Raw genomic sequence first — 26,847 nt, forward strand, 5'->3', positions numbered from 1 at the left:
TGCTAGAGTAGTTCACCCTAAAATTTTGAGGATTATTATCGCTATGAGCGAATTTGCATCTGACGTTTCTCCAATTAATATTGAAGACGAATTAAAAAACTCTTATCTCGAATATGCAATGAGCGTAATAGTTGGGCGTGCATTGCCTGACGTACGTGATGGCTTAAAGCCAGTTCATCGCCGCGTATTGTTTGCTATGAATGTGTTGCGTAACGATTGGAATAAGCCTTACAAAAAATCAGCACGTGTTGTTGGTGATGTAATCGGTAAATATCACCCACATGGTGATACTGCTGTTTACGATACAATCGTACGTATGGCGCAAGATTTCTCAATGCGTTACATGCTGGTTGACGGGCAAGGTAACTTTGGTTCAGTTGATGGTGATAGCGCTGCGGCAATGCGTTATACCGAAATCCGTATGGATAAAATTGCCCACGAAATTTTAGCTGATCTTGATAAAGAGACCGTTGATTACGTACCAAACTATGATGGTACTGAACTGATTCCTGAAGTAATGCCGACGAAAATTCCGAACCTATTAGTAAACGGTTCATCGGGTATTGCGGTAGGCATGGCAACAAATATCCCACCACATAACCTAGGTGAAGTGATCGATGGTTGTTTAGCGCTAATCGCTAATAAAGATATTACTATCGAAGAGTTAATCGAATTTATCCCTGGTCCAGATTTCCCGACCAGCGGTATTATCAATGGACGTAAAGGTATCATTGACGGTTACAAAACCGGCCGTGGTAAACTGAAAATTCGTGCTAAAGCGGATATTGAAGTAAATGAAAAAACCGGTCGTGAAACGATTGTTGTTCATGAACTACCTTATCAAGTAAATAAAGCCCGTTTGATTGAAAAAATCGCGGAATTTGTTAAAGATAAAAAAATTGAAGGCATCAGTGCCCTACGTGATGAGTCTGATAAAGACGGTATGCGTATGGTCGTTGAAGTGAAACGTGGTGAAGTGGGTGAGGTAGTATTAAACAACCTTTACGCTCAAACACAGATGCAAGTTTCATTTGGTATTAATGCTGTTGCGCTAGACCACGGTCAGCCAAAACTGTTTAACCTGAAAGATATGTTAGAAGCGTTTGTTCGTCACCGTCGTGAAGTGGTTACACGTCGTACGGTATTTGAACTACGTAAAGCTCGTGATCGTGCGCATCTTCTTGAAGGCCTTGCTATCTCATTAGCAAATATCGAACCTATCATTGAATTGATTCGTAACTCTCCTACCTCTGTTGAAGCGAAACTTGGCTTACAAGCACAGGGTTGGGAATTAGGTCACGTTGAAGCAATGCTTGGTGCTGCTGGCGTTGATGTTGCTCGCCCGGATTCGCTACCTGCTGAGTTTGGTATGCGCGATGGTTTGTACTACATGACTGAAGTACAAGCACAAGCAATCCTAGATATGCGTTTACATAAATTGACCGGCCTAGAGCATGAGAAGATTTTAAACGAGTACAAAGAGCTAATCGATTTAATTACTGGTTTAATCTTTATTCTAGAAAATCCTTCGCGTCTAATGGAAGTGATTAAAGAAGAGCTTGAAGAAATTCGTGCAAACTACGGCGATAAACGTCGTACTGAGATCACTGCAAGTGAAACTGATCTGTGCATGGAAGACTTAATCAACGAAGAAGATGTTGTTGTAACCCTTTCTCACGAAGGTTACGTTAAGTACCAGCCATTAACTGACTACGAAGCACAGCGTCGTGGTGGTAAAGGTAAATCTGCAACGTCGATGAAAGATGAAGATTTCATTGAGAAACTATTAGTAGCAAGTACCCATGATACGATTTTATGTTTCTCGACACGTGGTCGTTTGTACTGGCTGAAAACATTCCAGCTACCGCTTGCTTCTCGTCAAGCACGTGGTCGTCCGATTGTGAATATCTTGCCGCTTGAAGAGGGTGAACGTATTACTGCGATTCTACCTGTTCGCGATTACGAAGATGATAAGTTTGTCTTCATGGCAACAGCAAACGGTACGGTTAAGAAAACAGCATTAAGTGCTTACAGTCGTCCACGTACAAGTGGTCTGATTGCAATTAACTTAACCGATGATAACGAGCTAATTGGTGCGCAAATCACCAATGGTGAGAACGAAATCATGATCTTCTCTGATGCAGGTAAAGTGGTTCGCTTTAAAGAAGCAGAAGAAACACCAGCAGTAGATGAAGAAGGTAACCCTATTCTTGATGAGAATGGCGTGCAAGAGATCAAGTTCAAAGGTGTTCGCCCAATGGGTCGTACAGCAACCGGTGTTCGTGGTATCAAACTGAAAGATGGCGAACGTGTTGTATCGTTAATCATTCCAAATGCAACGGGTCACATCTTAACGACAACTGAAAATGGTTACGGTAAACGTACGCCACTTGAAGATTACGCATCGAAGAGTCGTGCAACACAGGGCGTTATCTCAATCAAAGTGAGCGAACGTAACGGTAAAGTGGTTGGCGCGGTACAAGTTGATGATAACGATGAGATAATGCTTATCTCTAACAAGGGTACGTTAGTACGTACTCCTGTTGGCGGCGTATCGATTGTTGGTCGTAATACTCAAGGTGTTACGTTAATCAAAACGCGTGAAGATGAAAAAATCGTGGCACTGCAACGTATCGAAGAGATAAAAGAGCAACCTGGTTTCGAATCTGAAGACGAAGGTGAAACACCACAATCTGAAGAGTCTGCTGCGCAAGAGCAGGTAGTAGAAACAGGTGCTGATGTAGAGCAATCAGAACCGACTGAATAACAATTGTAGTTAACTAAATAAGCGGCCTTGGCCGCTTATTTTATTTCAAGTGGATGAGAAAATAAAAATGAGTAAAATATTTAATTTCTGTGCGGGTCCTGCAATGTTACCAACAGCGGTAATGGAGAAAGCACAAGCGGAGTTTTGTAATTGGCAGGGACTAGGTGTTTCTGTGATGGAAGTGAGCCATCGTAGTCCTGAATATATCGCAATGGCGGCTGAAGCTGAGCAAGACCTACGTGATTTATTGGCTATTCCTGAAAATTATAAAGTGCTCTTTTGCCATGGGGGTGGACGTGGTCAGTTTGCTGCCGTACCGCTGAATCTATTAGGTGACAAGTTAGAGGCCGATTACCTGCTAACAGGGCAATGGTCAAAATCTGCCGTGGTCGAAGCGAAGAAGCATGCACGCATTACTGAAACCGATATTATGACTACTACTATCGATGGGAAAGTGACGGTGAAGCCAACGACTGAATGGCCGATTAATGCCGGCGCTGCTTACCTACATTACTGTCCGAATGAAACCATCGAAGGGATTGAGATTTTTGACCTGCCTGAAACGGGTGTCGTGCCATTAGTTGCAGACATGAGCTCAACTATTTTATCGCGTCCGATTGATGTCAGTAAGTTTGGTATTATCTACGCTGGTGCACAAAAAAATATCGGCCCATCTGGCTTATCGATTGTTATCGTACGTGAAGACTTGATTGGTTATGCACGTAAAGCGATCCCATCTATTTTCGATTATGAAGTACAAGCGAAAGCGGATTCGATGTTTAATACGCCACCAACCTACGCATGGTATTTAGCTGGATTAGTGTTTAAGTGGTTAAAAGAGCAAGGCGGATTAGTTGCAGTCGAGAAGAATAACATTGCCAAAGCGGCGTTGTTATATAACTTCATCGATGGCTCTAATTTCTACAGTAATAATGTTGATAACAGTGTACGTAGTCGCATGAATATCCCATTTAACCTTGCTGACGATAGCCTGAACGATACGTTTCTAAGTGAAGCAAAAGCAGCGGGACTGTTAACGCTGAAAGGGCATAAATTAGTCGGTGGGATGCGTGCAAGTATTTACAACGCAATGCCGATCGAAGGTGTACAAGCCTTGGTTGAGTTCATGAACTCTTTTGAGAAAAAACACGCATAATACTGAAAGCTGACCGGCATCAGTCGTCAGTTATCTGTTAAAGGAATATTAAGATGAGTTGTGATTTTTTAAGTTTAGCAAATACGGGTGTTCAGAAACTACACCCATATCAAGCAGGCAAACCAAGTGATGAGTTAGAACGCGAACTTGGTATCAGTAACATCGTTAAATTAGCCTCTAATGAAAACCCATTAGGGCTCGCGCAGTCGGTTAAAGATGCGTTGCAAAATGAACTTACGGGTCTGACCCGCTACCCTGATGCAAATGGTTATTACCTGAAAAAAGCATTAGCCGATAAATACGCAGTTGATATCGAGCAAGTGACGCTTGGCAATGGCTCAAACGATCTGCTTGAATTAATCGCACGCGCTTTTGTTGCTCGCGAGCATGAAGTGATTTTCGCACAGCACGCTTTCGTGGTTTACCCATTAGTGACGCAAGCAATTGGGGCAATCGCTGTCGCCGTTCCTGCTAAAGATTACGGGCATGATTTGGATGCAATGGCCGCCGCTATTACAGATAAAACTAAGCTTATTTTTATTGCTAACCCTAATAACCCTACTGGGACATTTTTAGAGCAAGATGCGTTAACATCGTTTCTTAAAAAAGTGCCTAGCAATGTGTTAGTCGTGTTAGATGAGGCTTATTTTGAATATGCTGAACCCGCGCGTCGTGGCGATGCGATTGCTTGGATAACCGAGTTCCCTAACCTGATTGTTTCACGCACTTTCTCAAAGGCTTATGGCCTTGCTGGGTTACGCGTTGGTTACTCAATTTCACACCCTGATATCGCCGATATTTTAAATCGTGTTCGTCAGCCCTTTAACTGTAATGCGTTAGCCTTAAAAGCAGCGGAAACGGTATTAAATGATGAAGAATATCTGCAAAGAAGTGTTACGTTAAATAATCAAGGTATGGAAGATTTAAGTGCTTTTTTCACTGATAATGATCTTGATTTTATCGCATCAATGGGTAACTTTATCACTGTTAATGTTGGTAAATCTGGCGATGAAGTTTTTCACGCATTGTTACAGCAAGGGGTGATTGTACGTCCTATCACAGGTTATGGTTTACCTAATCATCTACGTGTTAGTATCGGTACTCATCGCGAAAATCAGCGTTTCAAAGAAGCGCTTAGTCATGTATTAAATTTAGAGAGTTAAACATGGAACAACTATTACTAAATCCAATTAAAAAAGTTGATGGCGAAATTAACCTGCCGGGTTCAAAAAGTCTTTCAAATCGCGCATTACTATTGGCGGCATTAGCGAAAGGTACGACCACGCTAACCAATCTGCTTGATAGTGACGATATTCGCCACATGCTTAATGCATTAAAAAAGTTAGGTGTTAACTACCAACTTTCTGCAGATAAAAAACAGTGTGTTGTGGAAGGTCTTGGCCGTGCATTTAATACCACTGAACTTGGCGAGCTAGAGTTATTTTTAGGCAATGCGGGAACGGCAATGCGCCCACTGTGTGCCGCGCTGTGTTTAGGTCAAGGTGAGTATGTATTAACTGGCGAGCCACGCATGTTTGAACGCCCGATAGGCTCATTAGTTGATGCGCTACAACAAGCTGGTGCACAAGTGACTTACCTTAAAGATGAAAACTATCCACCACTTAAAATTAGCGGTACCGGTCTTAAGGGTGGCAATGTAAAAATTGATGGTAGTGTTTCAAGCCAATTCTTAACCGCGTTTTTAATGGCAGCACCGATGGCACAGGGCGATACCGTCATTGAGATTGTTGGTGAGCTAGTATCAAAACCCTACATAAAAATCACCCTGCAAATCATGGCTGATTTTGGTGTTGATGTTGATAATGAAAACGGTGAATACCAGAAGTTCACTATTAAAGGTGGTCAAATCTACACTGCAGCAGGCAGTTATTTAGTTGAAGGTGATGCGTCATCTGCGTCTTATTTTTTAGCGGCTGGCGCAATTGCTGGCGGTACGGTTAAAGTAACCGGTATCGGTCGCAACTCAGTTCAGGGCGATATTCAATTTGCTGATGCATTAGAGGCGATGGGTGCTGAAATTGAGTGGGGCGATGATTATATTAAAGCCAGCAAAGGCGAGTTAAAAGCCATTGATATGGACTTTAACCACATTCCTGATGCGGCGATGACTATTGCCGTTGTTGCGCTATTTGCGACGGGTACGACTAAAATAACGAATGTCTATAACTGGCGTGTGAAAGAGACCGATCGTCTTTTTGCAATGGCTACAGAGCTGCGTAAGGTGGGGGCATTTGTTGTTGAGGGACATGATTTTATTGAGATCACTGCACCTGAGCAAATTCAGCATGCTGAAATAGATACCTATGATGATCACCGCATTGCGATGTGCTTCTCGCTGGTGGCATTGAGTGGTACTTCAGTGACGATCAATGATCCGAAATGTACTTCAAAAACCTTCCCTGATTACTTTGAAAAGTTGGCGCTAGTGAGCCAATAAAACGACCTTAATTAATCAGTTAATGTAAAATAGAGCCTTGCTGATGCAGGGCTTTTTATTGGCTACTATTATGTAATCCAATTCCAGACAGGGGTTGTGCTAGTGAGTTTGATTATTGCCTTCGGCTTATTATTATTGATTATAGGTGAAATATACTGACCCTCCTGCTCTTTCAGAAAGAGAGCCCGTTAAGCGCCCAAACAAGCCCTGATAAAGACTAAAATAACTAAACAATAAATCATTGTTTGTTTTGTGGTCAAAATGGCGTCTATTTCCTTCGAAAAGTGTTGATAGACGACGCTATTCGCTTTCTTTTCTTGATGAAATTTATGAGGGTTGGTAGAGTGCGTCATCATATTTTTTTTTAAGCCCTGTTGGATAAAATTCATGTTTAAAATGCTCCGAGGAATGTTCTCAAATGATCTGTCGATCGATTTAGGAACCGCAAACACACTTATTTATGTAAAAGATCAAGGTATCGTGTTAGATGAGCCTTCAGTTGTTGCTATCCGTTTAGATAAAAATGGGGCAGGTAAAAGTGTCGCTGCTGTCGGCTCTGCTGCTAAGCAGATGTTAGGTAAAACTCCGGGTAATATCCAAGCGATTCGTCCGATGAAAGACGGTGTTATTGCCGATTTTTACATTACTGAAAAAATGTTACAACATTTTATTAAGCAAGTTCATAACAACAGTATTTTACGTCCAAGCCCTCGCGTTTTGGTGTGTGTGCCTTGTGGCTCTACGCAAGTTGAACGTCGTGCGATTCGCGAATCTGCACAGGGTGCTGGTGCACGTGATGTATTTCTTATCGATGAGCCAATGGCGGCTGCGATTGGTGCGGGTATGCCTGTATCAGAAGCAAAAGGTTCAATGGTTGTTGATATCGGTGGTGGTACAACAGAAGTAGCGGTTATCTCACTAAATGGCGTCGTTTACTCTGCCTCAGTACGCATCGGTGGTGATAAATTTGATGAAGCGATTATCAACTATGTACGCCGTAACTATGGCTGTACTATTGGTGAAATTACCGCGGAACGTATCAAGAAAAGTATTGCTATCGCTCACCCAATCAATGAAGTAAAAGAGATTGAAGTACGTGGTGTAAATGTAGCTGAAGGTGTTCCACGCAGCTTTACATTAAACAGCAACGAAATTCTAGAAGCACTTCAAGAGCCATTAAGCGGTATTGTTTCTGCAGTTATGTTAGCACTTGAGAAAACGCCACCAGAACTTGCTGCAGATATCGCAGAGCAGGGCATGGTACTGACAGGCGGTGGTGCACTTCTATGTGAATTAGATAGACTGCTTTCTGATGAGTCAGGCATTCCAGTGATCGTTGCTGATGATCCGTTAACCTGTGTTGCACGAGGCGGCGGTATGGCACTAGAGATGATCGATACCCATGGTGGTGATCTTTTTAACGCAGACTAAGTTCTTTCAACTAATTTGAATATTAAATATCTATAATGAAACCTATTTTTCTTCGCGGTCCCTCATTTTTATTAAGGCTATCCATCGTGATAGCCTTTTCGGTTATTTTGTTTTTAGCAGATAGCCAATTAAATCTGTTTGCCTCTTCACGTGTCTACCTCAATTCATTAGTGAGTCCAATTCAGTATATTGCCGATGCGCCACAGAAATTATCGCGTGTTATCTCTGATAATTTACTGACCCGTGAGGCGCTTAAAGATCGCAATCAAGAGTTAGAGAAAGAGAATCTTTTTTTAAAAGCGGATCGTCTGTTATTAACACAATTAGAAAATGAAAATAAACAACTTCGTGAGTTACTCAATTCGCAACGTAGCTTTAGTAATAAACGCATGATTGCAGAGGTAATGAGTTTACGCTCAGATCCCTTTACCCATCAGTTGTTAATCAATAAAGGTGCTTCCGATGGTGTATATGTTGGTCAGCCGGTTATTAATGAAGAAGGGGTTGTCGGGCAGATTTCACAAGTTGGAAGTACTACGAGCCGTGTTTTACTGATTGTTGATGCAAGCCATGGTATCCCTGTGCGAGTACAGCGTAATGATATCGCAGCGGTGGTGCATGGTAGCGGAGCTTGGAATAAACTTAACATTCCCTTTGTACAAAGTAATGCCGATCTTAAAGAGGGTGACCTACTGGTTACTTCTGGGCTAGGTGGGCGTTTTCCTGCTGGTTACCCTGTCGCAACAATTAGCCACTTTAATTATCAACAGGGCGCTTTATATGCACAGGTAACAGCGACCCCTGTTGCTTTGCTAGATCGAAGTCGTTACCTATTATTGTTGTGGAACGATCATCAATTTAGTGAATCTGATCTATCGCTTGATCTGGAGAGCGAAGATGTCACTGCTGAGTAGTTACCGAGTTATTTACAGTACTTTTATTGTTGGTCTTCTTGGTGCTATCTACCCGTTACCTATTTTTTTAAATGCATTTAGACCTGATTGGCTAGTACTCATTATTTTCTATTGGGTATTGGCGCTACCGCACCGTGTCAGTATTGTGCATGCATTTATACTGGGTCTATTACTTGATTTACTGCTTGGCTCAACCCTTGGTACCCATGCATTACTGTTTTCACTGTTAGCGTATGTTGTTAGCATGAATTACCAACGTTTTCGGTATTTTACTATTGTACAAACAACGCTCTTAGTAGGGCTTTTTGTTCTGATTACTAAGCTAGCGTTATACTGGCTTGCCTCTAGCTTGCAAGAGATCGTATTACACAAACACTACTTTTGGTCGATTTTTACCTCTATGCTGATTTGGCCATGGTTTTTCTTTTTTATGCGTTACCTACGTCAACGCTTTAAGGTAACATAATATGGGTAGTAACATGCTTGACCCTATGATTTATCTATCATCAAATTCACCACGTCGTGCGGAACTTTTAACCCAGATAGGCGTCTCATATACACGCGTAAAGGGTGACGTTGAAGAGTGTCTACAAGTGGGCGAGAATGCTCCGCAATATGTTACCCGTTTAGCATTACAAAAAGCACAAGCTGGTTTTTTAAATAGCCCACAAGATAAACCCGTCTTAGGTGCTGATACTATTGTCGTGAGTAACCAACATATTTTAGAGAAACCACGAAATCAAGCTCATGCAAAGCAGATGATGCAGTTGCTTTCCAATACGACACATCAAGTATTTACCGCTATCGCCTTAGTAGACAAAACACACAAAAAACAGTGCTTAGTTACCACCTCGGTTACGTTTAAAAAACTATCAGAGCAAGAGATTACTGATTATTGGAATAGTGGCGAACCTGCAGATAAAGCGGGAGGGTACGGTATTCAAGGTCTTGGTGGAAAGTTTGTTACTAATATCAGCGGAAGTTATAGTGCCGTGGTGGGATTGCCACTGTACGAGACAGATCAGTTAATCAAAGAATTTTTAAAGGAATCTCCATATGTCGGTTGAGCTACTAATGAACATTACCCCTTCAGAGTCGCGCGTTGCTGTGATTGAAGGTGGAATATTACAAGAGTTACATATTGAACGATTAGCTTCTAAAGGGATTGTTGGTAATGTTTATAAGGGCAAAGTTTGTCGGGTTTTACCCGGAATGCAAGCTGCTTTTGTTGATATTGGTTTAGAAAAGGCTGCCTTTTTACACGCTTCTGATATTGTTCTTAATACTGATTGTGTAACGCCTACAGAACAAAAACAGTTTAAAGTTGCCGACATTTCTACACTGGTTCGCCAAGGGCAAGATATTATCGTGCAAGTGGTAAAAGATCCTCTTGGTACCAAAGGCGCGCGTTTAACCACTGACATCACCGTCCCTTCTCGCTATTTAGTGTTTATGCCTGGCAGTGTTCATGTCGGTGTTTCTCAACGTATTGAAAGTGAAAAAGAGCGTAATCGCCTTAAAAAAATCACTCAAACATGCCTCAATGAATTAGGCGGTTTTATTATTCGCACCGCTGCTGAGGGAGTACCTGAAGAAGAGTTACGACATGATGCTGCGTTTTTACAGCGTGTATGGGCGAAAGTATTGGTGCGTAAAGCGCGCTATAAATCTAAAAACAAATTACTTTATAAAGACCTAGTATTACCGTTCAGAATTTTACGTGACTTTGTGGGAACAAAAATAGAGCGCGTACGCATTGATTCAAAATTAACGTTCACTGATATTAAAGAGTTCACTCAGGAGTTTGTACCTGAGCTTGAAAATAACATTCAATACTATGATGGTGAAAGCCCAATCTTTGACTTGTTTGATGTTGAAAATGAAGTGCAACGCGCATTAGAAAGAAAGGTTGAATTGAAATCAGGTGGTTACTTAATTATCGATCAAACTGAAGCTATGACCACGGTTGATATTAATACCGGTGGCTTTGTTGGGCATCGTAATTTAGAAGAAACTATTTTTAATACTAATATTGAAGCAACACAAGCGATTGCGCGTCAATTACGTTTACGTAATTTAGGGGGCATTATTATCCTTGATTTCATCGATATGAAATCTAATGAACATAAGCGTCGTGTGTTTACTAGCTTGGAACAAGCGCTTAGTAAAGATCGTGTAAAAACACATATTAATGACTTTTCTCCACTTGGGCTGATCGAGATGACCCGTAAACGCACACAAGAGAGTTTAGAGCATATCTTTTGTGATGAGTGTTCACAGTGCAATGGCCGTGGTTATGTCAAAACGGTTGAGACGGTTTGTTATGAGGTCTTACGTGAGGTCTTACGTGTGAATCGTGCTTACGATGCGGATCACTTTGTCGTATATACTTCTCCTGCTGTTGCAGAGGCATTACAGGGCGATGAATCACATAGTTTGGGAGAACTTATCCTGTTCATGTCTAAACAGGTAAAAATTCATGCAGAGCCGATGTACGGCCCTGAACAATTTGATGTGGTAATGATGTGAGAATTAATAATAAAAGATGGACCTGTAATTGAAACATTTTACCTTTAAATGGCTAAAACGACTTTATATTGTCATTGCTGTAAATTTAGTTTTAATTGCATTATTGCTTTCCACTGCGCGTATTTTATTCATCAGCGTACAAGATTATAAACAGCAAGCAATCGATTGGTTGACCGAAGAGTATCAAGTTGCTATTTCCGTAGAAGATATTTCTGCGGGTATCGACTTTTCTGGGATGGTACTAACACTTAATAATGTTGAGCTGCTCGATACTGAGGATCTGCCTTTCGAACTTAAGTTTAAATATCTTTTTTTACATATAGATTTTTGGGATTCTGTTACTGCACGAAAACTCCATTTTACAAATATCTCTTTGCAAGGTGCTGATTTTATCTTAGATCTATCCTCTCAGAAAAGTGCTCACACAGAGCAATCTGAAAAATCTCAAGTCACGGTCAATAAACTTGAAAACATATTTTTAACACGTTTAAAAAAGTTTTCCGTAAGAGACAGTACCTTTAATTTTACCGATAAATATGGCATCAATAAGCTTATTATTATTGAGCAATTACGTTGGTTAAATGAAGATGATGATCACCAAGGCATTGGTCAAGCAAGTTTCCCTAATGCCCTTGGAAAGAATGAATTAAAATTTGTTATCGACCTTTTTCCTAAATCAGACGATAAACCACTTTCTGGTGACCTATACCTGCAAGCTGACAATATTGATATTAAAGATTACTTATTGGAACAGGCGAATAGCAACGCTAAGGTAATAGAGGCCGTTGTTGGTTTTGACGCATGGGCAAAATTTTCTGGAGACACCTTAGATAGTGTTCAAGTTAAATTTAAGCATAACCAGTTTTCATGGTCGATGCTTGATGAAAATTATAACTGGGGATTAAATGGTGGTTCGCTACAACTCACGAATAGTGACAAAGGTTGGTTAGTTGATAGTTATGACTTAGTGATGACCCATAATTATACGGCATGGGAGCAGTTATCATTGAGTGGGAAAGGTGATAATAGTAGTGCATCCGTTGATTTTAACAACTTAACGATTAAACATGTTCTCCCTTTTTATCTGTTACATTCGGACCTGAGTGCTGCACAAATTAATTTTATTCGCCAGTTAGATGTGGATGCCCACATCGACCAAATTGGTTTGTCATTAAACGAGCAAAGTAAGTTTCAGTTCGCGTTAAAGCTACATGAGTTCAAAAACCGACCCGTCGGTGCTATCCCTGGTATTAGCAATGGTAATATCACCTTACAAGGTGACATATATCAGGGACGTGTTGAGATTGGCTTAGCTAAACAGAAAATCTATTTTGATGGGCAGTTTAGCCGCAGTATGCCAGTGAAGTCTGGTGATATTGATCTACGTTGGTTACAAACAGATACTGGATTACAGTTATTTAGTAAATCAGCACAATTAAACACTGATGAGCTTGATACACTTACTGATTTTTCAATTTTATTTCCTAATGAAAAAGCCCAAAACCAAAGTGCTTTCCTGAGCTTGTATACTTATGCATCATTAAATGATGCCAGCAAAGCGCAATATTACTTTCCGGTAAAAGCGATGGGCGATAGTGTTTTTGACTATCTTCAACCAACTATCCAAAAAGGTCATGTTAAAGGCGCTAAAATTCTCTGGTATGGTGCATTTAACCATTATCCTTATGGCAAACATAACGGTATTTTCCAAGCTTGGGTACCATTGCGTGATGCGCAGTATGACTTTTATGGTGATTGGGAAGGGTTAACAAATTTAGATTTAGATCTGCTTTTTGAAAATGACTACCTATTGATGGATGCTAAGAAAGCTAATTTAGGTGAGATAGAGGTCGATAAACTCAGCGCGAAGGTCGACCACCTAAACCCAAATGGCATTTTAACCATCAAGGCTGATATTAGTGAAGATGCTTATAAAATAAATAATTACCTCAAAGCATCGCCGCTTAAAGATAGTGTCGGAAAAGCGCTTTCTGTGATTAATGTTGCTAAGCCATTATCAGGAAATATCATCTTAACCGTGCCCTTTAATCGTGAAATATTACAGACCAAGAGCGAAGGGCATGTCTTACTAAAAGATAATACCTTAGACCTTCAATTAGCAGACGATTTGCCGATGCCATTAAGTAATGTGAATGGTAGTTTTGATTTTATAAATGGTAATTTAACCGCCAATAATATTAGTGCTTCGCTTTTTGATCAAGCGGTTGATATCTCTTTTACGACTGAAGAGTTGGAAGATAAGTACCAGGTAGATGTACAAACTCGCGCGAACTGGGATATGGCTAAATTAAGTCAATACCGCAGTGAACTTTTGCCCGGCAACCTCTCTGGTAATTTAGATTGGTCTGGAAAAGTTAGTTTTACCCATGAATATAGCGGTGGTTACCAATATAATGTGGCGTTAAACTCTTCAACTCAAGGTGTTGAAGTTAAGTTACCCGCCCCATTTTATAAGAATCCATTACAGTCTTGGCCTACAGCGGTAACCGTTTCTGGTGATGATAGCAGTACCCGTATGGTAGTAACCATTAAAGATAAACTTGCCTTTGATGGCGAACTCAATTATGCATCTGGCGAGCATAGTATCCCTTATTTCAACCTTAATATTGGGCAGTCTGAGATTCTCTATCTGAATAAAAGTAAGCAGGTTATTAATGTTAATTTAGACAATCTAAATATTGATCACTGGTATGATTATTGGTTAGTTGAAGAACAGAAAGCCGCGCAGCATCCCCCTGTTTTAACACTCACACAGGAGCCGCTTGAAGAGATATCTCTGATTAAATTAGATGAAGTGGATATCAATGTTAAACACCTTAATATATTCAACCAGCCATTGACACTGTTTCGTAGTAAAACAACCGATAACGGTGACCATTGGCAAACGGATATTAGCTCTGATAATTTACAAACGAATATTGAATATCGACCAGGTATTCCTGCTCGATTTGATGTGGTAGCCAAAAAGGTCAATTTACAGCATCTTGATGTTAACTTGTTTAAAGATAAACAAACCAAAACAGCGGCGACGCCAGAAACTAAAAGTGAAAATTTACGCGATAAATATCCAGAGATATTTATCGAATGTGAAACCTGCATCTATAAAGAGATCAACCTATCACCATTAAGTGCGCATGTTTATCCTACCAAGAAGCGACTCAATATTGACCATATTAAAATTGGTGGTGATACAGAGTTTACTAATATTTCTGGATTTTGGGATCAGCGCTTAACTAATATTATTTTTGATATCGAAGGTGATAAAAAAGAAAACTTGATCGAACGCCTTGGTTTTGAAAGTCCGCTTTATTATAAAAAAGGACAGGTGAGTGGTGCGGTAAATTGGATTGGAGCGCCCTGGCAGGCTAATTTTGAATCGTTAAATGGCGCATTATCTGCACAGCTAAAGGATGGTGCAATCACTGAGGTGAGCGACAAAGGGACAAGGCTACTCAGTGTGTTTAGCTTAGATGGTATTCGCCGTTCGCTAAACATAGAGTTTGATAATGTCTTTGCTAAAGGTTTTAATTTCGATGAATTAACTTTTACAGGCAATATTGACGACGGTGTGATTCATAATGATGATTTTTATTTAGAGGGGTCGGCAGGTAAGATTATCGGTGATGGCGTGGTTGATATGACTGCTCAAAAAACAGATTATCACTTCAGTTATAGTCCTGCGGTCACATCAAGTTTGCCGGTATTAGCTGCTTTTGCAATTAATCCGCTGACTGGTGCCGCGGTATTAATGATTACTAAGTTATTAGAGCCTGTTGTAGATAGTATTATCCGTGTTGATTTCTCTGTAAAAGGAGATTTATCTAATCCGACGGTTAAACTTGAAAGTCGAAAAACCGGTAAGGTTAAATTGGATAACAGTGAAGTATTAGAAGAGATGAGTGAACAGCAATCAAGCGCTAAGGATAACACCCGTGACAAGTGATCTTTCTGCTTTACAATTAGTCAGTGAACGTCAACCAGAACGGAATCTGGTTGCTATTAGTAAGCTATTAGCACAACTTGCACCACAACCGGATCAATTAGTATTATTGCCTGAAAATGCACTCTGTTTTGCAGATAAAAACAGTTACTTAACGCTTGCTGAGCCTTTAGGAAAGGGGGCTTATCAAGCTAAACTTGCTACTCTAGCAACACAATATAGTTGTTATTTAGTCTGTGGTAGTTTTCCAATTAAAAGCGGCATCGACAATAAAATATATACCACTAGTTTAGTGTTCTCGCCACAGGGAGTGTTAATTAGTCATTATCATAAGATGCATCTATTTGATGCCATTGTTGATGACAAACAGGAAACCTATAAAGAATCTGATACCTTTATTCCTGGTCAGTCGGTACAGGTTTTTGACTGGAAAACCAAGCAAGGTAGCTATAAAGTCGGTCTTGCTATCTGTTATGATTTACGTTTTCCTGCACTATTTCAAACGTTACGAGCACAAGGTGCAGATATTCTATTGCTGCCTGCTGCGTTTACCCAAGTCACAGGTAAAGCTCATTGGTTACCTTTATTGCAAGCACGAGCAATAGAGAATCAGTGTTATGTTATTGCAGCGAACCAAGGTGGTACCCACCTCTGTGGACGCCAAACCTACGGACATTCAATGGTCATCTCTCCTTGGGGAGAAGTATTAGACTCGCTTGATATGAACGAAGGGTTTGTCTCTGCCCCATTTTCTAAAACGGTCATTGATGAGGTACGTAACAGTATGCCAATCGTGGCCCATAATCGCTTTATTAGCGTTTTAAAATAAAGGAAAGATATATGTCTTTTGAACAAGTTTCTGAGCGCTTTTTAGCCCCAGCACAATTAACCCTCTCAGATCTACAATCACAACTTGGTCGAATCTGTACGCCTGCGATTGATTATGCTGATTTCTATTTTCAATCAAGTCGCCATGAATCATGGGTCTTAGAAGATGGCATCGTAAAAGATGGTAGTTATAACATCGATAAAGGTGTTGGTATACGTGCCGTATCAGGTGAGAAAACAGGTTTCGCTTATGCTGACCAAATATCAGCAAAGTCGTTAACAGACGCATCCAATGCCGCGCGCAGTATTGTTAATAGTGGGCAAGAACGTCAGATTAAGCTGATATTGCCAGGTGATACAAACAGCGTTTATAGCGCAACGGATCCTTTAACTAGTCTGCCTCAAGATAAAAAAATTGCTCTGTTAAAAGAAGTCGATATCTTTACACGTGCATTAGATTCTTCTGTATCTGAAGTGACGGTTTCATTAAATGCAGTTTATGAAGAGATTTTAGTCGCAGCCAGTGATGGCACATTAGCAACAGATATCCGCCCATTAGTACGTTTTGGTTGTTCGGTATTGATTGAAAAAAATGGCAAGCGTGAACATGGTAGTGCCGGTGGTGGTGGTCGTTTTGACTTAGATTACTTTACCGATACAGCGGAAGGCGAAATGAAAGCATTCTCTTACGCACGTGCTGCAGTGCGCCAAGCGTTAATTAATATCGATGCGATTGAAGCGCCTGCAGGCACGATGCCGGTGATTATCGGTGCTGGTTGGCCGGGTGTTTTATTACATGAAGCGGTAGGTCATGGTTTAGAGGGAGACTTTAACCGTAAAGGCTCTTCCACTTACAGTGGTAAAATCGGCGAGCAGGTCGCCTCTAAGCATTGTACGATTATTGATGATGGCACTATTGCCGATCGCCGCGGCTCAATTAATATCGATGATGAAGGTACACCGGGACAACGCAATGTATTGATCGAAAACGGTATCTTAAAAGGTTACATGCAAGATAAGCTGAATGCGCGTCTAATGGGCGTTGCACCAACGGGTAACGGGCGTCGTGAGTCTTATGCACACTTGCCTTTACCACGCATGACAAATACCTTTATGCTAAATGGTGAACATGAGCATGATGAGTTAATCAGTAGCGTTAAAAAAGGTATTTATGCACCTAACTTTGGCGGTGGTCAAGTTGATATTACTTCGGGTAAATTTGTATTTTCAGCATCAGAAGCTTACTTGATTGAAGATGGTAAAGTCACTGCGCCTATCAAAGGGGCAACACTAATCGGTAATGGTTTTGAGGCGATGCAGCAGATTTCAATGGTTGCGAATAATATGAAGCTTGACCCTGGTGTTGGTGTCTGTGGTAAAGAGGGACAGAGTATCCCTGTTGGTGTTGGTCAACCCTCGGTGAAAGTTGATCAATTAACCGTTGGTGGTACAAACTAACAGGTATAAAAAAAGGGACCGTTTAACTGTCCCTTTTTTTATTTTTTTATGCCTGATTATCTGTTGTTATAAACAAACAGGTTTAAGGTAGGCAAACAGATCTTTTGCAGCTTTTGCTGGTTTTTCTGCTTTTTTCTCTTTATTCGCTTGACGGATCAACTGGCGAAGTTTTTGACGCTCTAAGCTTGGGAACTGCTCCAGTAATTCATTAATCTTGCTATCACCTTCGGCGATTAAATCATCACGTAGTTTCTCTAAACGCAGTGTTGCATGTGTTAATTGCTGATGCTTGTTATTAAGCTTGTCAATTGCAGTACGAATCGCATCACAATCTTCATTACGTAATACTTTACCGATGTATTGGATTTGGCGACGTAATGCTTCATTTTTATCGCTGATTTTATGTGCCACTGAAATGGCATGGAATAACAGTTCACTACCTGGTATTTGTAGCAGTTGCTTTTTACTCAGCCCGACGAGTTCTCGTCCAATTAGTTTTAAGGCATCAGCTTCCTTTTTAATTTGTGTTTTGCTGATCTCTTCTTCTTCGATTACTTCTACTTTTTTATTCATAATGTTTTGTCGTTACAGATTAAAGGGGAATTAATTGAAGTATACGTGTTATTCTCTGTGTTTCTAAATTTAATTTCTGTTACTGGTACCTGATTATGATTGAACAAAAACAACAACTCGAAAATGCGGTTAATGAAGCCCTTGTTATTGCTAATAAATTAGGCGTTGATCAAGCTGAAGTCGCACTCGGAAAATCATCTGGAAGCTCGGTTAATACGCGCTTAGGTGAAGTTGAAAATGTAGAGTTTAATCTTGATGGTGCAATGGGCATTAGTGTTTATATCGATCAGTGTAAAGGTAGCGCATCTACCTCTGACCTCAGTCCTGATGCTATTGCCGCTTCGGTGAAAGCGGCGGTTGATATCGCTCGTTATACTAGCCAAGACCCAATTGCCGGGCTATTAGATAAAGAGTGTTTAGAAACCTCTCCGTTAGATCTTGATTTATACCATCCAAGTAATGGTGATACCGATGAATTTTTAGCATTAGCGAAGCAGTGTGAAGAGATCGCGTTAAGCAGTGATCAACGTATCGTTAACTCTGACGGTGCAGCGGTGAATAGCCATTCAAGCTTGCGTGTTTATGGTAATAGCAATGGTTTTTTACATAGTTACGCAAGTAGCCGCCATAGTTTAAGTTGTGTATTGATTGCACAGCAAGGTGATGAGATGCAGCGTGATTATAGCTATACCAGCGCACGTGATATGAAAGACCTATTGAGTGCTAAGTGGGTTGCCGATGAAGCGGTAAAACGCACGCTATCGCGTCTTGGAGCGACAAAGATAGCAACACAAGAATCACCGGTATTATTCGCACCTGAAGCGGCGACTGGTTTATTTGGCCATCTAGTTAGTGCAATCAGTGGTACCAGTATCTATAAAAAATCGACTTTCTTATTAGATAGTTTAGATACACAAATTTTCCCTGATTGGATGCAGATTTCAGAAAAACCGCATATCATTGGGGGCATCGCGAGTTCTCCTTTTGACCAAGAGGGCGGTAAAACCATTGATCGTAATATTATTGAGCAGGGCGTATTACAAACTTATCTATTAACTGGGTATGCAGCACGTAAACTAAATATGCAAAGCACTGGTCATACGGGTGGTATCCACAACTGGTTTGTTGAATCTACTGGACTTGATTTAGCAGGGTTATTTAAAGAGATGGGCACGGGCTTCTTTGTAACCGAATTGATGGGACAAGGAGTTAACATGGTGACGGGTGACTACTCACGTGGCGCATCAGGTTTTTGGATTGAAAATGGCGTGATCGCTTATCCTGTTCATGAAGTGACAATCGCTGGTAATCTTAAAGAGATGTTTATGGGGATCGAAGCAGTGGGTTCTGACATTGACCCTCGTAGCAGCTTAAAAACCGGTTCTATTTTAATTAATAAAATGAAAATAGCCGGTGCTTAATTAACCGTTTAACACTTTGATTTATCTAAAAGCTGACAAGTTAAGAACTATCAGCTTTTTTTATGTCTGGATTTTCATATTACTCAAAATATCAATTTGCAAAGCCAATATTGGGAGGAAATGTTGCGGGTTTCGAACTGCGCGTGGTGAAAGTCAAAAAATCAGCATAAATCGAGGTAAGCGGTAGATGCTCTGTTTAAGCACAAGCTATTTTATGCGACACCCCAAAAAACATTGCTTTTGACTTTCGCTGCTCGCAACTCGAATCATAAAAAACTGTCGGGCTAAAGCCACGACCTACAAAACATTAAGCTCCATCTGTAAGTCGGGACTTTAGCCCGGCGGATCGAGCTAAGAAATACAACGCAGCTGGTGAACACTGACCCACAGTTGGATGAACTCCCACAAGGGTTAGAGGAGTTTTACTGATAACTGGCAGCTAAAAACTGACTGCTATTTAAGCCAACCACTGCTGATGTAACTTTTCACTATCTCCCAAGTAACTTAACAACCACCTGATTGCTGGTGCCAAGTCACCATCGCGCCATGCAAGACAACAAGGGCTATTTTCAGGATTATTAACTAACTCTTTTTTCACTAAGAGTCCCTTCTCAATTAATGGTGTCGCACGGTGTGTTGGCATCACCCCGATCCCGAGTCCCGCGATAAAAACCTGTTCAGCACTATGCCAATTCGGTACGACTAAACGGCGTTGATTGTTGAGTAACCAGGTTGTTCGTTTAGGCAGTGCCCGCGCACTATCTTCTAAACAGATACTTGGAAAATCGATAACTTGTTGATCGCTAAGTGGTCCATCGAGCTTGGTAAGAGGGTGCTCACTACTGACCACAAAGTCCCAGCTTAATTCTCCCATAGGGCGATAACTAACCCCACCAGTGATCGGAACCGCTGCCGTTGCACCAATGGCAATGTCGGCCCGATTATCAACCAATGCATCCCATACACCATTAAATACTTCCATGGTCAGTAGTAATTCGACATCTGGAAACTGTTGATAAAAATCGGCTACCAACTGGTTTACTGATGCTTCACGAACGACAGTGTCAAGGGCAATAGAAACGCTACTTTGCCAGCCATTTGCAACACGTTGCGTCTGCATTTTGACTTCACTCATCTGTTTTAACAATGAACGTGCTTGCACAACGAAGTATTCACCAGCAGGTGTTAGCTGCACTCTTCGGTGCAATCGCTTAAACAGTAAGACCTCTAATTTATCTTCGATTAGTTTAACGGTATAACTAATGGCACTCGGCACTTTATGTAACTCTTCAGCTGCTGCAGAGAAACTTCCCCGGCGGGCAACCGTGTCGATAACGATTAAATCATGATTGGAAAACATACACATCAACTTTTTTGATAGCAAGGGTTAAAATATACCGTTTTATTCCTTTTTTGTACAAGCCTATAATGTGCGAAATCCCTTATTATGAGCCTAAAAATGAATTCAAAGCTAAATAAAGTAGAACCAAAAATTCCCTATATATGGTTAGCCGGGTTAAGCATGTTAGGCTTTCTTGCTACCGATATGTACTTACCTGCATTTGATACTTTACGCCAAGATTTAGCGACAAGCAGTCAGATGATTGGCTGGTCTCTGAGTATATTCCTGCTTGGTATGGCGATAGGTCAGCTTATCTATGGCCCTATTAGTAATGCATTTGGCAAAAAGAAAGTGCTTATTAGCAGCTTAGCTATCTTTAGTGTTGGTACTGTTATTTGTGCAATGTCTGATAGTGTTGAACTATTATTAGCTGGGCGGTTTATACAATCTATAGGCGCTGCTGGGTCAACCATCATTTGGCAATCTTTTGTTATCGAAAAATATGATGATAAAACCTCCCAGCGCGTTTTTGCGACAGTCATGCCATTAGTTGCGTTATCACCGGCATTAGCCCCTTTACTCGGTGCGGTACTTGAAGCACACCTAGGTTGGCAGAGTATTTTTTATTGTTTATTACTGATTGGTATTGTGTGGAGTGTACGCAGTAGCTTAATCGACTTTAGCGTTAAAAAAACAGCCTCTCAGGAACAAAAAATTAAAGGGCCAAAAGAATCTATTTTGCAGCAATATGTGGGCTTTCTAAAATCAAAAACATTTAGCGGTAATATGATTATTTATGCAGCTTGTTCTGCAGCTTTCTTTGCATGGTTAACAGGATCACCCTTTGCTATGAGTGCAATGGGCTATTCTGGTACCGACATAGGGTTAAGTTACATTCCACAAACCATCGCCTTTATTGCAGGTGGTTATAGCTGTCGACATTTACTAAGCCGCTATGATAGTGCATTAATTTTACCGTGGTTATTGAAAGGCTTTCTTTTAAGTGTCATCGTTATGCTTTTAGTGGCTGTAATGGGGCCAACCGATAGCATTATTCCACTGTTGATTCCAATGTGTTTCATGGCAGCTGCGAATGGCGGTATTTATCCTATTGTTGCTAATAATGCACTAGCTACTTTTAAAACCAATAGTGCATCAGCATCGGGGTTATTGAATTTCTTACAGATGATGTTATGCGTAATAGCAAGTGCGCTAGTTTCATGGTTTACTGAGTATGGTGTGATTGCAATGACGGCCGTGATGATGCTGCAAGGTGTGTTAGTGATTATAGGTTATAGTTTGATAGCAAAACAGCGCAAAAATGAGCAATTAAATAATACCGCTTCTGCATAATAATTAGAAAGCGCTAATCTACGGGTAACCTTAGATTAGCGCCGCAGACGTTAGCGCTTTTTCTGATGTATAACAAAGGCGCTAGGGTAGTCTGGTCGTAATTTTGCTAACAATGCTTGTGCTTCTTTTTCACTGCTGAAAGGACCTAAACGTAGACGGTAGTTGCTATTATCTTTAACGGCGATAGGTTCCACTTGGTACTTTTTTGATAGGGCTTTGCTCAGTGTTTCAGCTTTATCTGGCTGTGACGTCACTAAATATTGCACATAAAAATAACCATTTAAAAAATCATTCTTATAGCTGTTTTGCTGTTCATCAATATGGATAAGCTCGACTTCTACCTTAGCCGTCCCCGATTTTACAATATCAAGTTTATTAGCTGCCGCGTAAGAGAGATCAATAACCCGTCCTTCATGAAAAGGACCACGATCGTTCACGCGTACAATAACCGTTTTGTTATTCTCAAGGTTAGTTACTTTTACGTAACTCGGTAAGGGCAGGTTTTTATGTGCAGCACTCATTGCATACATATCGTAGCGCTCACCATTAGAGGTCAAATGACCATGAAACTTATTGCCGTACCATGACGCGTAACCTTGCTCGGTAAAAGAGGTGACATCTTTGATCACTTTATAATCGATGCCACGGACACGGTAGTTGCTATTTCCACCGCGAGAATAAGGCTCATAACGAGGCACTGCATCTTCGACATGATCCAGTGAAGGGATACTATCTGCTTGATGATCATTCTTATATTGATAACGATCAGAGCTACAGCCTACGACTAAAGTAAGTAATGACAAGCTGAGAACAACATTTATTTTTTTTTTCATTTTAGTACTCTGTGAGACTATTATTTTCTATTAAAACGTTTATGGGTATTAAATGACATTAATACACCAAACCCCGCCAATAAAGTGACGATAGAAGTACCACCATAGCTTATTAATGCCAGTGGGACACCAACAACGGGCAGCAGGCCACTTACCATGCCAATATTTACAAAAATGTAAACAAAGAAAGTGAGGATAATACTACCAGCAACTAATTTTGTAAAAGCGTCCTGCGCTTGGTTTGCTATCCATAGACCGCGACCAATAATAAATAGGTAGATCGTTAACAGTAAGAGAATGCCAACAAAACCAAACTCTTCTGAATACACCGAAAATATAAAGTCAGTATGCCTTTCGGGTAAAAACTCTAGTTGAGATTGTGTTCCTTGAAGCCAACCTTTACCCCAAACACCCCCTGAGCCAATCGCTATTTTAGATTGTATTATATGGTAACCAGCACCGAGCGGATCCGCCTCAGGATTAAACAATGTCATCACCCGAGTTCGCTGATAATCATGCATCAGGTAAAACCATAAAATAGGGACGAAAGCAAGCACAGCACCAATAGCAATACTAATATATAACCATGATATGCCAGAAAGAAACAGAACAAATATTCCCGAAGAAGCGACTAAAATAGACGTACCCAAATCAGGTTGTTTAGCGATTAAGAGTGTTGGAACAAGCACGATGAGTAGTGCAATAACGGCATTTTTTAAACGTACTGGTAGCGTATGTTGGCTAATATAATAGGCAACGGCAAAGGGCATGATAAGTTTCATTATCTCTGAGGGTTGAAACTTGGTAAAACCAAGATCTAACCAACGTTGTGCTCCCTTACCTGTATGCCCAAAAACGGATACAGCAATCAATAAAAGCACACCAACAATAAATACCGCAGGTGTCCAGCGTTGGTAAACCTCGGGGGGGATCTGTGCCATGACAAGCATTGCAGTAATAGCAATTGCTAGCCTAATTAGTTGAGGCATCACCCAGTCTGGGCTGACAGAGTAAAGAGTGATAAGGCTTAAGCCCATTAAACAAAAAATCCCCAATAATAGCCACGGATCGATATGCAATCGGTAGAAGATACTTTTTTGTGCTTTGGTACTAACCATCTATCTCATCCAATTTATCTTTTGTTTTTATGTGGTCGAAGTACTCATCAAATAGTGCTCGAACAATTGGCGCGCCATTAGAACTTCCTCCGCCCGCATTTTCAAGAATAACGGTGGTTACAATTTCAGGCGACTCATAGGGTGCAAATGCGACAAACATAGCATTATCACGATGACGTTCTGAAATGTTTTCTGCATCATATTCTTCATCTTCAGCCATGTTAATGACCTGCGCCGTACCTGATTTACCTGCGACGGTATAGGAAGTATTTGCAAAGGCACGATGTCCCGTACCCCTAGTATTGCTAGTTACACCATACATTGCCTTTAATGCGATATCCCAATAATGTTCATCTTTTAATTTAATAGGTTGCGAAGCTTGCACTGGTGGAGTGAACTCTCCCCCATCACCCACAATTGAGTGTAATATATGCGGTGTTATAATCTCACCTCTGCGTGCTAAAGTCGCCGTTGCTTGGGTTAACTGAATTGGAGTTACTGTCCAGTAACCTTGACCAATACCCACCGAAATAGTATCGCCGTCATACCAAGGCGCATTATATCGCTCACGCTTCCATTCTCTAGAAGGCATGATCGCTTTAGTCTCTTCTCCAAGGTCAAGACCGCTATATTGACCAAAACCAAATTTTTCCATGAATGGGTTTATTCTATCGATACCTATTTTATAGGAAGCATCATAAAAGAAAGTATCACAACTTTGTTCAATGGCATGATTAACGTCAACTTCACCATGTCCCCAGCGTTTCCAATCACGGAAGCGTCGCTTACTTCCTGGCACTATCCACCAACCAGGATCTTTTATTTTAGTATGCTCAGTAATCACATTGGTATCTAATGCGAGCAGGGCCATTTGTGGTTTAATGGTTGAAGCGGGTGGATATCGACCTTGTGTCGCACGGTTTATAAGTGGTCTATCCTTTGAATTTAACAGTTCATTATACTTTTTACTGCTTATACCCTGCACAAATAGGTTTGGGTCATAACTTGGATTAGAAACAAGACTCAACACCCCGCCTGTGCGTGTATCCATAACAATAATGCTACCACGTGTATCTCCGAGTAAGTTCTGAGCTTTTAGTTGCAGCTGAATATCGATATTAAGTTTGATATCTTTACCAGGTATTGGCGGTGTAAAGTTGAGCACACGGATAACCTTACCCCAGCTGTCTACTTCAACTTGACGCTGTCCTGGTTTGCCGTGTAACAGTTCTTCATAATATTTTTCGATACCCAATTTACCAATGTAATGAGTACCGCGATAGCGTGCAGTTTCCCCGCGTTCATCAATACGTTTTATATCGTTGCTGTTAATTTTTGCGATGTACCCTAATACATGGGTGAAGGCTTCACCAAACGGGTAATAACGTTTAAGGTTTGCTTGAATTGAAAAACCCTTGAAAAGGTGCTGATTAACGGTAAAGAGAGCCACCTCTTTTTCACTTAACTGATCGCGTAATAAAACCGGTTTAAAAGAGCGAGAGTAACGATTACGGCTGTAAAAGCTTTCCACCTCTTTATCGGTAAGTCCTAACATATCACGTAAATTATCAATCTTTTCCGTCAGGTTTTTAGTCTTTCTAACAACAACCTGTAAACTATATACGGGTCTGTTTTCTGCTAAAATAATACCGTTTCTGTCGTAGATTAAACCACGATTGGGCGGAACCGTCTGTACGTTGATACGGTTGTCGTTTGAGCGTGTTTGGAAGCTTTCAAAGGAGTTGATTTGTAGGTAATAAAGGTTACTAATTAATACCCCAATCGCAATAATAATAGCGATGAAAACCACCAACGTACGGCGCATAAAAAGTGCTGACTCAGCAGAATGATTACGTATATTGATGCGTTTTCTTGCCACAAATTACTCGCGATGGTAGGGATGATTAATCGTTAAAGTATAAGCGCGGTATAGTCCTTCAGCAACGATGATACGCACTAAAGGGTGGGGTAAAGTGAGTGGCGAAAGCGACCAGCGTTGTTCCGACTTTGCAATACACTCTGGTGCAAGGCCTTCTGGTCCACCGATCAGTAAGCTGATGTTGCGTGCATCTAACTGCCACTTTTTCATCTCACCTGCTAATTGCTCGGTTGTCCATGCTTTACCTGTGACTTCAAGGGTCACAATTTTATTACCTTTAGGAATTGCCGCTAATGTCAGCTCTCCCTCTTTTTTCAAAATGCGTGCTATATCTGCATTTTTGCCGCGCTTTCCTGCATTGATTTCAAGCAACTCAAGTTGCATCTCTTTAGGAAAGCGTCGTGCATACTCTTGATATCCTTTTTCAACCCAGTCTGGCATCTTAGTGCCTACTGCGATCAACTGAATTTTCATTAAGCAGAGTGTCCCCAAAGCTTTTCAAGGTCGTAAAATTGACGCGTTTCATCTTGCATTACGTGTAATACAACATTACCTAGGTCAACTAATACCCATTCACTACCTTCTAAGCCTTCTACACCAATTGGTGCATCGCCAGCACGTTTAGCTTCTAGAGCAGTTTGTTCTGCAATAGAGCGTACGTGACGCTTTGAGTTACCCGTACAGATAATCATTGTATCAGTTACATCAGAGGTACCTGCTACATCAATAATAGTAATGTCTTTGGCTTTCATATCTTCGATTTGTGTTATCACAAATGCTTTTAATTCTTGGTCTAACAAAGGAGTATCCTTTTTAAATAAAACAG

Annotated in this window: 21 protein-coding genes; 14 read left to right on the forward strand and 7 right to left on the reverse strand. The window is 40.8% G+C overall.

All coding sequences use genetic code 11. The features are described from left to right. Window positions 1-43: 43 nt before the first annotated feature. The 12 genes from gyrA (at window position 44) to tldD (ending at window position 17,502) form a co-directional block, all read left to right on the forward strand. Window positions 44-2,767 (forward strand): DNA topoisomerase (ATP-hydrolyzing) subunit A, encoded by a 2,724-nt coding sequence (gene gyrA, locus QQK09_RS04495; protein WP_284202928.1) that lies wholly within the window; start codon window positions 44-46, stop codon window positions 2,765-2,767. 67 nt (window positions 2,768-2,834) lie between these two features. Further along, a complete protein-coding gene (gene serC / locus QQK09_RS04500) occupies window positions 2,835-3,923 on the forward strand; it encodes a 3-phosphoserine/phosphohydroxythreonine transaminase (RefSeq protein ID WP_284202929.1) in 1,089 nt (362 codons plus the stop codon). A 53-nt stretch (window positions 3,924-3,976) separates the two neighbouring features. Further along, window positions 3,977-5,086 carry a histidinol-phosphate transaminase gene (hisC, locus tag QQK09_RS04505; protein WP_284202930.1) on the forward strand — a complete coding sequence of 370 codons (1,110 nt, stop codon included), beginning with the start codon at window positions 3,977-3,979 and terminating at the stop codon, window positions 5,084-5,086. A gap of 2 nt (window positions 5,087-5,088) precedes the next feature. Continuing rightward, window positions 5,089-6,381: a 3-phosphoshikimate 1-carboxyvinyltransferase gene (aroA, locus tag QQK09_RS04510; protein ID WP_284202931.1), complete on the forward strand. Its 1,293-nt coding sequence runs from the start codon at window positions 5,089-5,091 to the stop codon at window positions 6,379-6,381. A gap of 387 nt (window positions 6,382-6,768) precedes the next feature. Next, a complete protein-coding gene (locus QQK09_RS04515) occupies window positions 6,769-7,812 on the forward strand; it encodes a rod shape-determining protein (protein WP_284202932.1) in 1,044 nt (347 codons plus the stop codon). A gap of 35 nt (window positions 7,813-7,847) precedes the next feature. Beyond that, window positions 7,848-8,726 carry a rod shape-determining protein MreC gene (gene mreC, locus QQK09_RS04520; RefSeq protein ID WP_284202933.1) on the forward strand — a complete coding sequence of 293 codons (879 nt, stop codon included), beginning with the start codon at window positions 7,848-7,850 and terminating at the stop codon, window positions 8,724-8,726. Beyond that, window positions 8,710-9,192 (forward strand): rod shape-determining protein MreD, encoded by a 483-nt coding sequence (gene mreD, locus QQK09_RS04525; protein WP_284202934.1) that lies wholly within the window; start codon window positions 8,710-8,712, stop codon window positions 9,190-9,192. The genes mreC and mreD overlap by 17 nt, the downstream gene beginning before the upstream one ends. 13 nt (window positions 9,193-9,205) lie before the next feature. Next, window positions 9,206-9,793 carry a Maf family protein gene (locus tag QQK09_RS04530; protein ID WP_284202935.1) on the forward strand — a complete coding sequence of 196 codons (588 nt, stop codon included), beginning with the start codon at window positions 9,206-9,208 and terminating at the stop codon, window positions 9,791-9,793. Then, the gene (gene rng, locus QQK09_RS04535; RefSeq protein WP_284202936.1) at window positions 9,783-11,255 is read left to right on the forward strand and encodes a ribonuclease G; all 1,473 of its coding nucleotides are present in this window, start codon (window positions 9,783-9,785) and stop codon (window positions 11,253-11,255) included. Before QQK09_RS04530 ends, rng begins: the two co-directional genes overlap by 11 nt. Before the next feature lie 28 nt (window positions 11,256-11,283). Further along, the gene (locus tag QQK09_RS04540; protein ID WP_284202937.1) at window positions 11,284-15,219 is read left to right on the forward strand and encodes a YhdP family protein; all 3,936 of its coding nucleotides are present in this window, start codon (window positions 11,284-11,286) and stop codon (window positions 15,217-15,219) included. Then, on the forward strand, window positions 15,209-16,045 hold the full coding sequence (locus QQK09_RS04545; RefSeq protein WP_284202938.1) for a carbon-nitrogen hydrolase family protein: 837 nt from the start codon (window positions 15,209-15,211) through the stop codon (window positions 16,043-16,045). Before QQK09_RS04540 ends, QQK09_RS04545 begins: the two co-directional genes overlap by 11 nt. Before the next feature lie 11 nt (window positions 16,046-16,056). Beyond that, on the forward strand, window positions 16,057-17,502 hold the full coding sequence (gene tldD, locus QQK09_RS04550) for a metalloprotease TldD (RefSeq protein ID WP_284202939.1): 1,446 nt from the start codon (window positions 16,057-16,059) through the stop codon (window positions 17,500-17,502). A gap of 66 nt (window positions 17,503-17,568) precedes the next feature. Here the strand turns inward: tldD and yjgA are convergent, their stop codons facing one another. Further along, the gene (gene yjgA, locus QQK09_RS04555) at window positions 17,569-18,075 is read right to left on the reverse strand and encodes a ribosome biogenesis factor YjgA (RefSeq protein ID WP_284202940.1); all 507 of its coding nucleotides are present in this window, start codon (window positions 18,073-18,075) and stop codon (window positions 17,569-17,571) included. A 95-nt stretch (window positions 18,076-18,170) separates the two neighbouring features. Between yjgA and pmbA the strand changes: the two genes are divergently transcribed. Then, the gene (gene pmbA, locus QQK09_RS04560) at window positions 18,171-19,496 is read left to right on the forward strand and encodes a metalloprotease PmbA (protein WP_284202941.1); all 1,326 of its coding nucleotides are present in this window, start codon (window positions 18,171-18,173) and stop codon (window positions 19,494-19,496) included. Between the two features lie 457 nt (window positions 19,497-19,953). Here the strand turns inward: pmbA and punR are convergent, their stop codons facing one another. Then, complete coding sequence (gene punR, locus QQK09_RS04565; protein ID WP_284202942.1) at window positions 19,954-20,856, reverse strand: DNA-binding transcriptional activator PunR; 903 nt, start codon at window positions 20,854-20,856, stop codon at window positions 19,954-19,956. Between the two features lie 99 nt (window positions 20,857-20,955). On the opposite strand from punR, the gene punC reads away from it, so the two are divergent. Further along, window positions 20,956-22,191 carry a purine nucleoside transporter PunC gene (gene punC, locus QQK09_RS04570; protein WP_284202943.1) on the forward strand — a complete coding sequence of 412 codons (1,236 nt, stop codon included), beginning with the start codon at window positions 20,956-20,958 and terminating at the stop codon, window positions 22,189-22,191. A 50-nt stretch (window positions 22,192-22,241) separates the two neighbouring features. On the opposite strand, the gene QQK09_RS04575 is transcribed toward punC, so the two are convergent. From QQK09_RS04575 to rsfS, 5 genes are read right to left on the reverse strand one after another with little or no spacing between them, the layout of a single operon-like run. After that, window positions 22,242-23,024: a septal ring lytic transglycosylase RlpA family protein gene (locus QQK09_RS04575; protein WP_284202945.1), complete on the reverse strand. Its 783-nt coding sequence runs from the start codon at window positions 23,022-23,024 to the stop codon at window positions 22,242-22,244. A gap of 20 nt (window positions 23,025-23,044) precedes the next feature. Then, complete coding sequence (gene rodA / locus QQK09_RS04580; RefSeq protein WP_284202946.1) at window positions 23,045-24,142, reverse strand: rod shape-determining protein RodA; 1,098 nt, start codon at window positions 24,140-24,142, stop codon at window positions 23,045-23,047. Beyond that, the gene (gene mrdA, locus QQK09_RS04585; RefSeq protein WP_284202947.1) at window positions 24,135-26,021 is read right to left on the reverse strand and encodes a penicillin-binding protein 2; all 1,887 of its coding nucleotides are present in this window, start codon (window positions 26,019-26,021) and stop codon (window positions 24,135-24,137) included. Before mrdA ends, rodA begins: the two co-directional genes overlap by 8 nt. Before the next feature lie 3 nt (window positions 26,022-26,024). Continuing rightward, window positions 26,025-26,495, reverse strand: coding sequence for a 23S rRNA (pseudouridine(1915)-N(3))-methyltransferase RlmH (gene rlmH, locus QQK09_RS04590; protein WP_284202948.1), 471 nt, complete (start codon window positions 26,493-26,495; stop codon window positions 26,025-26,027). Beyond that, window positions 26,495-26,821, reverse strand: coding sequence for a ribosome silencing factor (gene rsfS / locus QQK09_RS04595; RefSeq protein ID WP_284202949.1), 327 nt, complete (start codon window positions 26,819-26,821; stop codon window positions 26,495-26,497). Before rsfS ends, rlmH begins: the two co-directional genes overlap by 1 nt. Between the last annotated feature and the right edge of the window lie 26 nt (window positions 26,822-26,847).

Origin of the sequence: Psychromonas marina (assembly GCF_030161115.1) — a bacterium.
GTDB classification, from domain to species: domain Bacteria; phylum Pseudomonadota; class Gammaproteobacteria; order Enterobacterales; family Psychromonadaceae; genus Psychromonas; species Psychromonas marina.